Here is a 14,590-nt window from a genome sequence, read left to right on the forward strand (position 1 = left end):
CAGTTGACGAAGCTTGAGGGCCTTGCCAGTCTTGCCTTCGGGGCTCTGCAGCTGCGGATTGGTGAGGGATATTGCGTGAGCGCGGGTGCTGTTCTTGTCTGGTCATTGATGGGATTTGCGGGGCTTTTGGCCATCCCCGCGGTCAGTCACACCAATGCGGGCACCACGTTTTCGCTGATGGCATCGTCCATGGCCTTTACCGGCATGGCGCTGGCGCTGTTCATGGCCACCCGTCCGCCTTTCGTTGAGCGGCTTTTCGGTGGTCTCGACCGTATCTACCAGACCCATCGCCGCGTCGGTATCACAGTGCTTGTCCTGATCCTCGTGCACTATTTCGTCACGCCGGATTTCAAGGGGCTGTCGCTGACTGGCGCTTTGAATAAACTTGCGGCGTCCGCGGGGGAATATGCCTTCTATGCCCTCGTGATCCTGCTGGTTCTCAGCATCGTCAAGATCATCCCGAAGACGAAGATCGAGATACCCTATCATTTCTGGCGCTTGACGCACCGTTTCATCGGTCTGCTGTTCATTATGGTTGCTTTCCATCAGACGTTCATCAAGCGGCCCTATGACGGCACGGCCATGCTGGCGACCTATCTCAACATTTTCGCCGTGATCGGAACGTTGAGCTACATCTACACCCAGCTTTTCCCCTGGCTGCGTACCCGGACCTACGAGGTCTCCGATGTGACGCGTCACGAGGGTGCGACGATCATTTCGGCCCGCCCAATCCGGCGTCCGTTGCGCGCCAGGCCCGGCCAGTTCGGGTTTTTCCGGGTCAATAAACCGGGTCTGCGTGAGCCGCATCCCTTCACGATTGCCGGCATGGATGACGACGGCGTCGTCCGCTTTGCGATCAAGCCTCTGGGTGACTATACCAAGGCCTTGCGCGAGGGCATCGCCGCTGGCGACCGGCTGACGCTGGAGGGCGGCTATGGTCATTTCAATCATCGCCGCGGCGGCAAGAAACAGATATGGCTCGCCGGCGGCATTGGTGTTACGCCGTTCCTGGCGATGGCGGGGAGCCTGAAGGGGGATGAGGGGCAGGACATTCACATGGTCTATTGTGTGCGCGAACGGAGCGAGGCCATCGGCCTCGACACCTTTGAGGCGCAGGCGGAAAAACTTTCGAATTTCAGTTTTACTTTACACGATTCCAAAACCGATGGACGGCTCGATGCGGCAAAGCTCGCGGCATCGACTGCGATCGATCCCGCAGGGGCGGACCTCTGGTTCTGCGGGCCGCCATTGCTGCGAAAAACCATTGAGAAGGGACTGACGGAGCTCGGCAAAAGACCCAGACGGGTCGAGTTCGAGCAGTTCGAGTTCCGATAAGGCATAACGTATTTGTCGGTTGAGAAAGCAAGGAGAACAAGCCATGCGCATGTTCGATCAATTGTCCGGTAAAATGACCCATAGTCCCAGCCTGTCGCGTCATGTTCTAGCGATAGGGGCTATCGTGCTGGCGTTGACCCAATGTCCAAGCGCCGTATCGGCCCGCGATGCTTTTTCTGACGATGCCTATGCGACCTACAAGGCCAATACCGACAACGGCAAATATCTGTTCAACGCATCCGGTTGTGCCGCTTGCCATGGGTCTGTCAGGAATTCCGAGGTCCTGTCCGGTGGACTTGAGATGGATACGGCGATCGGAAAATTCTACGCGCCGAATATTTCGCCCCATGCCAATGGCATCGGCGGCTGGAGCAATGCCCAGTTCCTCAATGCGGTGATGCAAGGGATCGACCGCGAGGGCAACAATCTTTATCCGGTCATGCCCTATACCGCCTATGGCGGCATGAAGCCGGAGGATGTGCTCGACATCAAGGCCTATATCGACACGCTCATTGCATCCGATGCCGTGTCGCAGGACCATGAGATCGCTTTTCCCTATAGCCGCCAGACGACGATTACGCTGTGGAAGCGCAGTCATTTCAATGTGCCGGAATATCAGTCTCGTGAAGAAACGCAGATGGAGCGGGGCCGCTATCTCGTCGAGAACGTCGGCGGTTGTGGCGATTGCCACACGCCGCGCACCACGACCTATGGTCTCGACATGGAAAACGCCTATACGGGGGAAAAGGGACTGACAGGTGCTGTTGCCCCGGACATTTCCAAGACGCGTATGGCAGGCCTTGCCTCGCCGGACGTGTTTACCGTCGGGCTGATCGATGAAGGTAAAAAGCTGTCGGGTGCGCCGCTGACCGATCCGGTGATGCGCGAAATCGCCCATGGGCTTTCCGCATTGACCGAGAAGGATCGTACGGCGATCTACGCCTTTCTGTCCGACCGTGAGGTCAAGCCACCGCAGCCGGTGGCGCAATCGGCAACCGCCGTCTGCAAGGAAAGCACACCCGCATCTGCGCTCGCCGGTGACAATGCTGGCCTTGCAACGCAGGCCGATGCCTTCATCGGCAAATATTGCCGCAATTGCCATGGTCCGGGTGAAAGTTCGCAAGGATCCTATCCGGCCGGCGATCTCAGCTCGATTGCGGCCGATGCGGCCTTCGTTGTTCCGGGCGATGCTGCAAAATCCCGCCTGTTCACCTCGGTGACCAGCGGCCGCATGCCGCTCGGCAAGCGTCCGACCGCCGAAGAGGTGAAAAGCCTCGAGGACTGGATCAACTCGCTCAAACAATCCGACCTGCCGCAGACGGCGGCAAGCAAGCCTGAGCGTACACGGCCCATGCTCTCCTATCGCGATTTCATCGAGGCCGGGCTGAAGGATATTTCCAAGGTCAACGATCTCGACCGGCAATACATGCGCTATTTCTCCTACCGCAACCAGTACAATGGCATGATGGGCTGCGAGGAGGACAAGACGTTCATGAAGCGCATGGACGTTCTGGCTGGCGGCTTCAAGAAACTGCTGAATTCGCTGTCTTATGGTCCGAAACTGGTCTTGCCGCAGGAAGTGGAGGGCACCAACGGACTGATGGTGCGGGTCGATCTGCGCGACCTGCAATGGACTGCCGACGACTATAATTTCCTGATCTCGCAATATGTCTATGGTATCGATCCCGGCAGCGATGCGTCGCTTCTGGCGCTGACCAAGGAGACGGATACCGTCCTGCCGGTCATGCGCATCGACTGGTTCATGGCCAATGCGGCCAAGCCGAAGATTTACAACCAGCTGATGAAGCTTCCGACCCATATCCGCGAGCTGGAACAGCGGTTCCAGATCAACGTGGACGACAATATCCGCCGCCGCCAGGTGTTGCGTGCGGGGTTTGCCGACGGATCGTCCGGTGTTTCCGATCATAACCGCATGCTTGAGCGTCATGAGATGCCGTTCGGCGGCTATTACTGGAAATCCTACGATTTCGGCGGCGATGTCGGACGTCAGGTTCTGAAGCGCTTTCCGCAGGGGCCGAAGGAACTGGAACCGTTCGACGGCGGGCTGACGGCGTTCGAACATGATGGCGGCGAAATGATCTTCTCGCTGCCGAACGGGCTGCAGGGCTATTACCTGTCGACGGCGGCAGGCAAGCAGCTGGATATCGGTCCGACCTCGATCGTGTCCTTCCGCAAGCGGCCGATCGGCAAGGGCGTCGAGATCGTCAACGCCCGCTCGTGCTTTGATTGCCATGCCAATGGTATCCTGTCGAAGCGTGATCAGTTGCGCGAGCATATCCAGACATCGACGCTGTTCAGCAAGGATCAGCAGGCCATTCTGCTCGACATGTATGTGCCGCAGGAAGAGCTTGATGCGGCGTATAACAAGGACCGGCAGCGCTTCGTCGAGGCACTGGTCAAGCTGGGGGTAACCGAGCCGACGCCGGACGGCAGCGCCCAAAGCATGCAGGCTCCGGGCAATGCCGAGCTCGTCACCTATTTCGGCGACAAGTATGAGGACGAGCTCGATTTCGATGCGCTGGCCGCCGAGTTCGACATGACCCCGGCTGAGCTTTCCGCAGCGATCCGGCGGGTGGAGGATGTCGATACGTTACGGCTCGGTATCGATTGGGTGACGACGCTGGAAGCCGGTGGCACCATCCCGCGCGCCGAAGTCGAACAGCAGTTTCCGCTGCTTTTGCATCCGCTGATGCAGTTGAAGCCGCTCGATACGACCACCGTCCATTTGGCGGTGACCAGCCAAAGCCAGGAGGTCGCAGGTCAGACGGCGCAGCAGGATTATGTCAAGCCTGAGACGGTTGCAGCCGCGATACCGGCCTACCGCCAGGAACAGCCAGCAGGTGGCAACAAGCTCGAACTGGCGCTGCATGTCGCGACGACCACTGCAAAAGTCGGTGATCAATTGTCGTTCGAGTTGAGCACGAACAAGGCCTGCGAACTGCAGATCCTCTATGTCGAGGAGACCGGCAATGTCGAGGTCATCCCCGATGAAATGATTGGCAACACGACGCTGCAAACGGGCGAAAAGCGGCAGATCCCGCAGCCGGGGACGGGCAACCTGACGTTCGACACACCGGCACCGGCCGAAACCATGATCGCCTATTGCCGCGAAGGAGGGCTGGGCGACCAGAAACTCTCGGTCGAGCGGGCGCGCCAGCTGGTGGCGCAATCGCATCTGCCGCCGACGCGCGGACTGGCGATCAACCTCGCCAAGAAGGCGCAGGACGACAAGGGCGCGAGCGGCCTGCAGGTGGTGACGTTTGAGATCAGGCAATAGCGGACTGGCCGGACGCCGAATGCCGTCCGGCCAGTTTGCAATTATTTGGAATAGCTTGGGAATACATGTGATGACATTGAAGGTTTTGGCAGGGGCATCGCTGCTGGCATTTTTCTTCGCTGGGACGGCGTCTGCGGCCTGCGATGCCTTGGCGCAAATTGCCGATGCCACCAATGCCGGAAACGAGGCACTGGCAAAACAGATCGCCGGGATGCCAAAGCCCGGCTGCACAGATGACCACAAGGCGATGATCAACCGTGTGGCGGCGCTCGCCTCCTTCAACCGGATCGTCGGTGCTGTCGGGCAAGGTGCCAATCTGGCAGATTTCGAGCACGAACTAGAGACGATCCGCACCAGCAATTCGGCTCCCTGGCAAGTGTTTGACGCGCTTGGTGATATCAATCGCGACCGGCGGGATTATGAAACGGCGGCACGCTACTACCAGTTGGCGTTGGAGGATGCCGCCAATGAAATGCTGACGCCGCAGTGGATGGCGCCGGATGAGTCCTATATCGTCCGGCTGGATCATATGGCCACCGAAATGCGGCTGGCGGCCCCTAAGCCCGTCAAGCTTGCCATGCGCGGCGGTTGCAAGATCAGCTATCGCGGTGTGTCGCTGAAGAAAAAATCGACGCCGGTGCGCTACGTGTTCGGCACGGCGGAGTTCACGCCGGAAGGAGTGGAATCGGCGAAAGACCTGTCGGAATGCCTGAAGTCGGTCAAGCCGAAAGCAATCACCCTGATCGGTCATACGGACCCGATCGGCACGGCCGAGGCAAACCGGGTGCTGTCGCTGCAACGGGCCGAGGCGCTGGCGCACTATCTCGTTGCAGAAGGCTACGCAGGCACCTGGACCACGATTGGCAAGGGCGAGGACGAGCCGTTCAAGGCCGATGATGCCAGCGCCTATGATGAGGAAACCCTCAATCAGATGAACCGGCGTGTCGAAGTCGATGTGGAGAACTGAATGATGCTGCGCCGGCTGGCTCTTGCTCTGCTGATCTCTGTTGTGCCGCTCGGTGCCGCATCGGCCAAGACCTTTGCCTTGATCGTCGGCATTGATGCCTATCCCTACGAAGTCAGCCTGGATGGCGCCGTCAAGGACGCCAAGGACGTGGAAGGTGCGCTAAGACGGGCAGGCGTCGATCAGGTGACGACGTTTTTTGATGCCGCCGCCCGCAAGGACGACATTCGCGCCGCCTGGGCCGGCTTCGTCGGCGGTGCGGTCAAGGGTGACACGATCATCTTCACCTATGCCGGACATGGTTCGCAAATGCCAGAGCTTGTTGCCGGTGATGAGGCGGACGGGCTGGACGAATTTCTGCAGCTGCCGGGCTTCGACCGCAGCCGCGCCGAAGAAACAGAACATGAAATCATCGTCGACAATGAGCTGAATGCCTGGTTTTCGGAAGCCGAGGCCAAGGGCGTGCAGGTTCTGTTTGTCTCCGACAGTTGCCATTCCGGCGGTATGAGCCGGTCGTTTTCCGGCAAGACACGGCTTGCCCAGGCGGTCACGGTCAAATTGCCGCCGCCATCGGAGGAGGCGGTGTCGGGTGCCGAGGTAAGAGAGACGCAGTTCCGCAATGTGACGGTCCTTGCCGCTTCCCTGGAGAGCCAGCCGTCGCCTGAGGTCATCATCGACGGCGAGCCGCGCGGTGCCCTAAGCTGGAGCTTTGCCCGCGCGGTGGAAGGGTCGGCGGACCGCAATGGCGACGGCCGCCTTTCCCGCGTCGAGTTGGAAGACTATGTCTTCGCCAATGTGAAGACCCAGTCGGAGGCATTGCAGGTGCCGAATTTCACGCCGCAACTGCCGCGATCCGAGGATGAGGTGGTGATGCCACTAAGTCGGAGCGTGGCCGCCACAATCCAACCAGCGGCAAAAAAGACCTATAAAACCGTTCGCGAAACCGGCTGGAATGGCAAGCTGGCGCTGTCAGTCGAGGAGGCTGATATTGTGCTGGAGAATACCGGCGGTACAGGTGTGCCCTATCGCTGGGATGCCGCCAGCGGTATTTTTTACACCCCGAATGGCGACGTTGCTGGTGAACATATCGATGCCAGTATGGTTCAAGCGGTCGTCAACAAGTTCATCCTGCTTGATTTTCTGAAAATCATGGCAAGCCAGAACCCGGGAATGGTGTCGCTGATCCCGCAAAAGGACATCTATGCCGGTGGCGACAAGATCTCCTTCGATGCGCCAGCGTCAGGGTACAGGAACATGGTGGTGTTCAATCTTGCCAATACCGGGCAGGTGCAGTTGCTGGACGTCCAGTCGGAAGGGACGGCAAGTGCTGAGTTCAAGCTCAGCAATCTGCAGGTTGTCGAACCGTTTGGCGCCGACCATCTGATCGTGATCGCCACCAATGAACCGGTTGATGCGATTGGCGCGGCACTGGCCAGCAAGAGCATCGATGCGGCCACGGTTTTGCAGCTTCTCACCAGCCGCATCGACGGCACCGACACCACTGTGGCCATCCAGCCGCTCTATACGCGGGAGAGGCTGTGATGACCGGTTTCCGCATGACTGTCTCTGCAGGCCTGTGGTGCCTGGCATCGTTGGCCGCGCTAACCACAGCGGCAAAGGCGGAAGATCGGGCGCTGGTGATCGGCATCGGCACCTACGAAAACTTGCCGCAGGACATGTTTCTGCATGGGCCGAAAAACGACGTAAAGGCAATTCAGGCGCTTTTGACGGGCACGTTGAATTTCAAGCCCGAGGCGATCCGGGTTCTGACGGATGAAAAGGCCACAAGGCACGCAATGCTGTCGTCCATGGACGAATGGCTGGTTGCCGGAACAGCCCCCGGCGACCGCGTCTATCTCTATTTTTCCGGGCATGGCCTGCAGGTCAAGGACACCGGCGGTGATGAGGAAGACGGAATGGATGAGGCCATTTCGACCTATGATATCAAGGCCGGCGACGACGACTGGACGAATGTCATTCTCGATGACGAGCTTGAGGCGGTTCTGGAGAAATTGAAGGGCAGGGCGGTGACGCTGGTGATCGATGCCTGCCATTCCGGCACGATATCGCGGTCATTGTCGCCGCAGGCGGTGTCCGGCTTGCAAGGTGCGCGCTACCTGCCGCGCCCGTTTGCCAAGGCAGACAAGCAACCGTCGACCCGGGGCCTTCGCATCGATCTCGGCGTTGTCGATAAACCCACGCAATTGACGGCCGGTGGCCTGACCGCGTGGAGTGCCGCCGCTGCCTATCAGGTCGCCTGGGACGATGTCCGGTTGCCGATCGAAGACCGGCACGGTGTTTTTACATCCGCTTACATAGCCGGCTACGCACCGGGAGAATCCGATGCGAATGGCAACGGCCTTGTCAGCAATGCCGAGCTCTTCGAATACGTGACCCGGAAATCGAAGGAGTATTGCTTGACGCTGGAGGATTGCGACAATCTCGATCCGCAGCTGGAAAGCGTGCCGGACGTCCTCGGTGTAAGCATCGCCAAGCCGGAGCCATACAAAACAGAACAGGCGGCGGCGGATCAGCGTCACGACAAGCCCGAGCCGGTTTATCAGGAGGCCAAGGTCGAGGCTGGTGGAGTCCCGGCTTATGTCGATGCCGATCCCGTCACTGCGATTGGAGATATCGTCGGCAAGGCGGATACCGGCGACGTCACGGTGTCGCTCGATACCGGCTCGAAGCTGAAGAAGGGGCAGCCATTCAAGATTTCTGTCACGAGCCAATATGACGGCAACCTCGTCCTTCTGGACGTGAACCGCGAGGGCATGGCGACGCAAATCTTCCCGAACGACATGGCCCAGAAAATCACGCCGCTTTCGGCCGGTTCGACATTGACGATACCGGATGACTATTACGGCTTCGATTTCGAGGCTGACGGTCAAGGCGAAAATATGCTGGTCGCCATCGTTGTCAGCGATCCGGTGGATTTGAAGGATACCGTCCCATCGGCGCAGGGCCTGACAGCCGAACTCGATGCCCGGCATTCTCTGAGCGAAATTATCGCAAGACTTCAGACAGCCTGGACTGGAGATGCCGAAAACCGCGGCGTGCGCTGGTCTTTGGGAACGTTGAAATACACGGTCGAGTAATGGCCGCAAACGAGTCTGGAATCAAAAAAGGCCCGCGGTGAATGCCGCGGGCCTTTTTGATTCAACGATGGAACTACTCAGCCTCAGTGCAGGATCTGGCTGAGGAACAGCTTGGTGCGTTCATGCTGCGGGTTGTCGAAGAATGCCGCCGGCTCGTTCTGTTCGACGATCTGGCCCTGGTCCATGAAAATCACGCGGTTGGCGACCTGGCGGGCAAAGCCCATTTCGTGCGTCACGCAGATCATCGTCATGCCTTCTTCGGCAAGGCCGACCATGGTGTCGAGCACTTCCTTGATCATTTCCGGGTCGAGCGCCGAGGTCGGCTCATCGAACAGCATGACGCGCGGATTCATGCAGAGCGATCGGGCAATTGCCACACGCTGCTGCTGACCGCCGGACAGCTGGCCCGGATATTTGTGGGCCTGCTCAGGGATCTTGACGCGCTTGAGGAAGTGCATGGCGACTTCTTCCGCCTGCTTCTTCGGCATCTTGCGCACCCAGATCGGCGCCAGGGTGCAGTTTTCCAGAATGGTCAGATGCGGGAAGAGGTTGAAGTGCTGGAACACCATGCCGACTTCGCGGCGCACTTCGTCGATCTTCTTCAGGTCATTCGTCAGCTCGATGCCGTCAACGACGATCTTGCCCTTCTGGTGTTCTTCCAGCCGGTTGATGCAGCGGATCATCGTGGATTTGCCCGAACCGGACGGGCCGGCAACGACGATGCGCTCGCCGCGCATGACCTTCAGGTTGATGTCGCGCAGAACGTGGAAATCCCCATACCACTTGTTCATGCCGGCGATTTCGACGGCGACATCCGTGGATGACACTTCCATTGTTAGCGGTTTGGCTTCAGCGGCCATAATATTCTCCCTCATTGTTATCTTTTGTGACCCTTGTCGAGCCTTCGTTCCATGAACCCTGAATAGCGCGACATGCCAAAGCAGAAAAGCCAGAAAACGAATCCGGCAAAAACAAGTCCCGACAGCGGCGTGACCGGCGATGCCCAGTTGGCGTCCGAGAAATTCTGGCGGACGATGCCGAGCAGATCGAACATACCGATGATCGACACCAGCGATGTATCCTTGAACAGGCCGATGAACGTGTTGACGATACCCGGAATGACCAGTTTCAGCGCCTGGGGCAGGATGATCAGCCGCATCTTCTGCCAGTAGCTCAAGCCCAGCGAATCAGCACCTTCGGCCTGCCCCTTCGGGATTGCCTGCAGGCCGCCGCGCACCACTTCCGCCATATAGGCGGAGGCAAACAGCGAGACGCCGATCAGTGCGCGCAGGAATTTATCAAAGGTCATGCCCTGCGGCAGGAACAGCGGCAGCATGACACTGGCCATGAACAGCACGGTGATCAGCGGAATACCGCGGACGAGCTCGATGAACGTGGTGCAGAGCAGGCGGATGACGGGCATCGTCGATCGCCGGCCAAGCGCCAGAACAATACCGAGCGGCAACGACACCGCGATACCGACGAAGGACAGGATCAGCGTGACCATCAGGCCACCCCAAAGCGCAGTTTCCACATAGGGAAGACCAAGCACGCCGCCGATCAGGATGAAGAACGATATGACCGGAAGGACACCAAACAGCAGGATGGCGTTTAGTCCCTTATACGGGATTTTCGGGATCAGGATCGGGACGAGAAGCGTCACGAACAAGACGCCGACCAACATGGGGCGCCAGCGTTCATCGATCGGATAGCGCCCGAACATGAACACATCGAATTTTGCGGTGACGAAAGCCCAGCATGCGCCACTCCAGCCCTCCAGCTGCGAGCCGCCTTGGGCGACGGTCGCGCAAACACCCCGCCCGCCGCCGGTCCAGGACGCGTCGATAAACAGCCATTTGATGGCGGGCGGCAGAAACCAGGCAAGTGCCAGGACGGCGATGATCGTCATCACCGCATCCAGCGGTGTTGCGAGCAGGTTTTTGCGGATCCAGGCGATATAGCCTTTGTCGAGTACCGGTGGCGCCGATTGGTCGATCATGGCGGTGCGGACGAAATTGGTCTGGTGCGTGTTCATGATCTTATCTCTCCACCAGTGCCATCTTGGCGTTGAACCAGTTCATGAGCAACGATGTCGACAGGCTGAGCGTCAGGTAGACGACAATCCAGATGGTGACGACTTCGATCGCCTGGCCGGTCTGGTTGAGGATGGTGCCTCCGGTCGATACGAGGTCGGAATAGCCGATGGCGATGGCAAGCGACGAGTTTTTCGTCAGATTGAGATACTGGCTGGTCAGCGGTGGAATGATGATCCGCATGGCCTGCGGAACGACGACGAGGCGAGTGGTTAGCCCTGGCCGGATACCAAGCGCGTGTGCTGCTTCCGACTGCCCATGGCTGACGCCACGAATGCCGGCCCGAACGATTTCGGCGATGAACGAGGCCGTGTAGAACGACAGCGCCAGGAACAGCGAGAGGAATTCAGGCCCGACGACGGACCCGCCGGTCAGGTTGAACTTGCCGGCAACCGGCACATCGAAGGAAATCGGCATTCCCGCCGCGAAGTAGGCCAGCAACGGCAGGCCGATCACCAGGCCAAGTACCGTCCACAGCACCGGCATGCGTTGACCTGTTTCCATCTGCTTCTTGTTCGCATAGCGCGAAAACAGGACGCTGCCGATCACCGCAATGACAAGCGCAAGAAGGATGTACTGCGAGCCGCTATCGAAAACCGGCCGCGGAAACGCCAAGCCACGGTTGTTGACATACATGTCAAATGGCAGCGCCAGCGATTCCCGTGGCTGTGGGAGAACAGCGAGAACGCCGGAGTACCAGAAGAAGATAACCAGCAGCGGCGGTATGTTGCGGAACACCTCGACATAGACCATCGACAGCTTGGCAATCAGCCAGTTCTTCGACAGACGGCCGATACCGACCAGAAAACCGATGATCGTGGAGGTGATAATACCTGCAACAGCAACGAGAATGGTGTTGAGAAAACCGACGACGAGTGCGCGGCCATAAGTCGAATCGCTGGAATAAGCGATCAGCGATTGCCCCACATCAAAGCCGGCCCGTCCGTTCAGGAAGCCGTAGCCTGATGCGATATTGGCGCGTTTCAAGTTTTCGATGGTGTTGGCCGTCACCCAATAGATGAAGAGAACCAGCAGCAGTAATGTCACGGCCTGGTAGATAAAGCCGCGGATTTTGGGATCGTTCAGAATTGAACCGGCCGGCTTGTCCTTCCCGGACGGAGTCGTGGCGTCAATCGACATAATAGAGCCTCTTCATTCCCCTGATCGCCCTGTTTCGAGCGATTCTTATTTTTGGGAAGGAAAGCGGCCGGAGCCGCTTTCCCGATGTCAAATGGTCTTAACGGACTGGCGGTGCGTACTGGATGCCGCCCTTGCTCCAAAGCGCGTTCAGGCCGCGTTCGATTTTCAGCGGGCTGCCTGCACCGATGTTGCGGTCGAATACTTCGCCATAGTTGCCCACGGCCTTGATGATCTTCACGGCCCAATCGTTTTCGAGGCCGAGGTCGGTACCGATCTTGGTATCTGCCTCAACGCCGAGGAAGCGCTGGATGTCCGGGTTTGTCGACTTCTTCATTTCCTCGACGTTAGCCGAAGTGATGCCGAAGTCTTCCGCACCGACGAGCGCGTAGTGAACCCAGCTGACAATGTCAAACCACTGGTCGTCACCCTGGCGGACGGCCGGGCCAAGCGGCTCCTTGGAAATGATTTCCGGGAGAATCATGTGATCGTCCGGGGCAGCCAGCGTCAGACGCAGCGAATACAGGCCCGACTGGTCGGTCGTGTAGACATCGCAACGGCCTGCGTCATAGGCAGCGTTCACTTCTTCGAGCTTTTCGAAAACAACCGGGTTGTACTGAAGGTTGTTGGCCTTGAAGTAGTCGGCAAGGTTCAACTCGGTCGTCGTGCCGGTCTGCACGCAAACGGCAGCGCCGGACAGTTCAAGCGCCGACTTCACGTTGAGCGACTTGCGGACCATGAAGCCCTGGCCGTCATAGTAATTGACCGGGCGGAAGTTGAAGCCGAGCGCGGTATCGCGGTTGATTGTCCAGGTCGTGTTACGGGCCAGAACATCGACTTCACCCGACTGGAGAGCCGGGAAACGGTCCTTGGCGGAGGTCGGTGTGTACTTGACCTTGGTCGGGTCACCGAAAATGGCGGCAGCAATCGCCTTGCAATAATCGACGTCGAAGCCGCTCCAGTTGCCGGACGCGTCCGGGGAGGCGAAGCCGGTCAGGCCAGTGTTGACGCCGCATTGAAGGAAACCCTTCGCCTTAACGTCGCTGAGCGTCGTTGCCGATGCTGCCTGGGCGCCAATCCCCATGACGGCAGCGCCGATCAGCGCTGTCAGAATTCTTTTAGCCATTTTAGAACCTTTTTCTGTTGTCTTTGTTCTTAATCCCCACGGCTGCGCTTGGTAGGCGAAGCTACGGCCCCCGCCACCCTCCTGGCGCGAGTACTGTCTATCTCATGCTCAAAACAGCGCAGGGTCAAGACACGTTGCCGATTTTCCGGGCTGCACCGGCATAATCGTTGATTGCGCCGTATGTTTAGGCAGTTTTTGACTGTTTGATGCACGTTTTTGTTCAAAAATCCGCCAGAAATTCAATTTTCCACGCTTGCGCCAGGGGGCCGTGACGGAAGTCCCTTGACCCTTCCGTCTGGGAGGCGGAAGAGTGTCCGGACATGAAATTTCACAAGCGGACCTTCCCATGAAAGAAAAGAATGATCTTCTCGCCGGCGCCGGCGTGAACACCCGGCTGTCGCATATCGGCAATTCGCCATCCGACTTTCATGGTTTCGTCAATCCACCCGTGGTGCACGCCTCTACTGTCTTGTTTCCAAACGCAAAAGCCATGGAAACCAAGTCGCAGAAATACACCTATGGCACGCGTGGAACGCCGACGACGGATGCGTTGTGCGAAGCGATCGACGCTCTGGAAGGTTCGGCGGGCACGATCCTTGTGCCGTCTGGCCTGGCTGCCGTCACCATACCTTTCCTGGCTTTTCTGTCGGCCGGTGATCATGCGTTGATCGTCGATTCGGTCTATTTCCCGACCCGGCATTTCTGCGACACGATGCTGAAAAGGCTTGGCGTCGCCGTCGAGTATTACGATCCGATGGTTGGCGCTGCCATCGAAAGCCTGATCAAGCCCAACACCAAGCTGGTTCACACAGAAGCACCGGGTTCCAACACTTTTGAGATGCAGGATATTCGCGCGATTTCAGCTGTCGCCCATCGCCATGGCTGCGTGGTGACGATGGATAACACCTGGGCGACGCCGCTTTATTTCAAGCCGCTCGATCATGGTGTCGACATATCGATCCATGCCGCGACGAAGTATCCGTCCGGTCATTCCGATATCCTGATGGGAACGGTGTCTGCCAATGCCGCACATTGGGAGCAATTGCTGGAGGCGCACGGCGCTCTTGGCATTTGCGGCGCACCCGATGACAGCTACCAGATCCTGCGCGGGCTGCGCACGATGGGCATCCGTCTTGAGCGCCACCAGGAAAGCACGCTCAACATCGCCCGCTGGCTGGAAGAGCGTGACGACGTGGCGCGCGTCCTGCATCCGGCCTTGCCGAGCTTTCCTGGCCATGACCTGTGGAAGCGGGATTTTACCGGCTCCAGCGGCATCTTCTCCTTCGTTCTCAAGGCCGGTAGCCCGGAACAATTCAAACCAAAGGCCCATGCCTTCCTCGATGCGCTGTCGCTTTTTGGGCTCGGCTGGTCCTGGGGTGGTTTTGAAAGCCTTGCTGTTCACGTCGGCCTGTCCGACCGCAAGGTCTGCAAGGCGCCAAGCGAAGGCCCGGTCATCCGGCTGCAGATCGGGCTTGAGGATGTTGTTGACCTGCGCAAAGACATCGAAGCGGGATTTGCGGCGGCAAAGGCCGTCTGATC

The 14,590-nt window shown here is 58.7% G+C and carries 10 protein-coding genes; 6 read left to right on the forward strand and 4 right to left on the reverse strand.

All coding sequences use genetic code 11. The features are described 5' to 3' along the window. Positions 1-3 precede the first annotated feature (3 nt). The 5 genes from ASC96_RS21765 (at position 4) to ASC96_RS21785 (ending at position 8,695) form a co-directional block, all read left to right on the forward strand. Positions 4-1,335, forward strand: a complete 1,332-nt coding sequence (locus tag ASC96_RS21765; protein WP_244482251.1) for a ferric reductase-like transmembrane domain-containing protein — start codon at positions 4-6, stop codon at positions 1,333-1,335. Positions 1,336-1,378: 43 nt separating this feature from the next. Then, positions 1,379-4,633, forward strand: coding sequence for a c-type cytochrome (locus ASC96_RS21770; protein ID WP_060505193.1), 3,255 nt, complete (start codon positions 1,379-1,381; stop codon positions 4,631-4,633). 70 nt (positions 4,634-4,703) lie between these two features. After that, positions 4,704-5,600, forward strand: coding sequence for an OmpA family protein (locus tag ASC96_RS21775; protein WP_060505194.1), 897 nt, complete (start codon positions 4,704-4,706; stop codon positions 5,598-5,600). Next, positions 5,601-7,139, forward strand: coding sequence for a caspase family protein (locus tag ASC96_RS21780; protein ID WP_060505195.1), 1,539 nt, complete (start codon positions 5,601-5,603; stop codon positions 7,137-7,139). It begins immediately after the preceding gene. Next, entirely contained in the window at positions 7,139-8,695 is a 1,557-nt protein-coding gene (locus ASC96_RS21785; RefSeq protein WP_060505196.1) for a caspase family protein, read from the forward strand. Before ASC96_RS21780 ends, ASC96_RS21785 begins: the two co-directional genes overlap by 1 nt. Before the next feature lie 83 nt (positions 8,696-8,778). Here ASC96_RS21785 and ASC96_RS21790 read toward each other — a convergent pair whose 3' ends face one another. The 4 genes from ASC96_RS21790 to ASC96_RS21805 form a co-directional block, all read right to left on the reverse strand. Continuing rightward, the gene (locus ASC96_RS21790; RefSeq protein ID WP_037100902.1) at positions 8,779-9,555 is read right to left on the reverse strand and encodes an amino acid ABC transporter ATP-binding protein; all 777 of its coding nucleotides are present in this window, start codon (positions 9,553-9,555) and stop codon (positions 8,779-8,781) included. Positions 9,556-9,572: 17 nt separating this feature from the next. Next, complete coding sequence (locus tag ASC96_RS21795; protein WP_060505197.1) at positions 9,573-10,730, reverse strand: amino acid ABC transporter permease; 1,158 nt, start codon at positions 10,728-10,730, stop codon at positions 9,573-9,575. Positions 10,731-10,734: 4 nt separating this feature from the next. Continuing rightward, the gene (locus ASC96_RS21800) at positions 10,735-11,928 is read right to left on the reverse strand and encodes an amino acid ABC transporter permease (protein ID WP_060505198.1); all 1,194 of its coding nucleotides are present in this window, start codon (positions 11,926-11,928) and stop codon (positions 10,735-10,737) included. A gap of 97 nt (positions 11,929-12,025) precedes the next feature. Beyond that, entirely contained in the window at positions 12,026-13,051 is a 1,026-nt protein-coding gene (locus tag ASC96_RS21805; protein WP_060505199.1) for an amino acid ABC transporter substrate-binding protein, read from the reverse strand. A 346-nt stretch (positions 13,052-13,397) separates the two neighbouring features. Here ASC96_RS21805 and ASC96_RS21810 point away from each other — a divergent pair, with 346 nt between their 5' ends. Next, a complete protein-coding gene (locus ASC96_RS21810; protein WP_060505200.1) occupies positions 13,398-14,588 on the forward strand; it encodes a cystathionine beta-lyase in 1,191 nt (396 codons plus the stop codon). Positions 14,589-14,590: the final 2 nt, after the last annotated feature.

The organism is Rhizobium sp. Root1204 (assembly GCF_001424965.1).
In the GTDB taxonomy this organism is placed as follows: Bacteria; Pseudomonadota; Alphaproteobacteria; order Rhizobiales; family Rhizobiaceae; genus Pararhizobium.

Coding starts and splice junctions, on each gene's coding strand:
- ASC96_RS21810 (WP_060505200.1), top strand. CDS start 13,398: ATGAAAGAAAAGAATGATCTTCTCGCCGGCGCCGGCGTGAACACCCGG.
- ASC96_RS21805 (WP_060505199.1), bottom strand. CDS start 13,051: ATGGCTAAAAGAATTCTGACAGCGCTGATCGGCGCTGCCGTCATGGGG.
- ASC96_RS21785 (WP_060505196.1), top strand. CDS start 7,139: ATGACCGGTTTCCGCATGACTGTCTCTGCAGGCCTGTGGTGCCTGGCA.
- ASC96_RS21775 (WP_060505194.1), top strand. CDS start 4,704: ATGACATTGAAGGTTTTGGCAGGGGCATCGCTGCTGGCATTTTTCTTC.
- ASC96_RS21770 (WP_060505193.1), top strand. CDS start 1,379: ATGCGCATGTTCGATCAATTGTCCGGTAAAATGACCCATAGTCCCAGC.
- ASC96_RS21790 (WP_037100902.1), bottom strand. CDS start 9,555: ATGGCCGCTGAAGCCAAACCGCTAACAATGGAAGTGTCATCCACGGAT.
- ASC96_RS21780 (WP_060505195.1), top strand. CDS start 5,601: ATGATGCTGCGCCGGCTGGCTCTTGCTCTGCTGATCTCTGTTGTGCCG.
- ASC96_RS21800 (WP_060505198.1), bottom strand. CDS start 11,928: ATGTCGATTGACGCCACGACTCCGTCCGGGAAGGACAAGCCGGCCGGT.
- ASC96_RS21795 (WP_060505197.1), bottom strand. CDS start 10,730: ATGAACACGCACCAGACCAATTTCGTCCGCACCGCCATGATCGACCAA.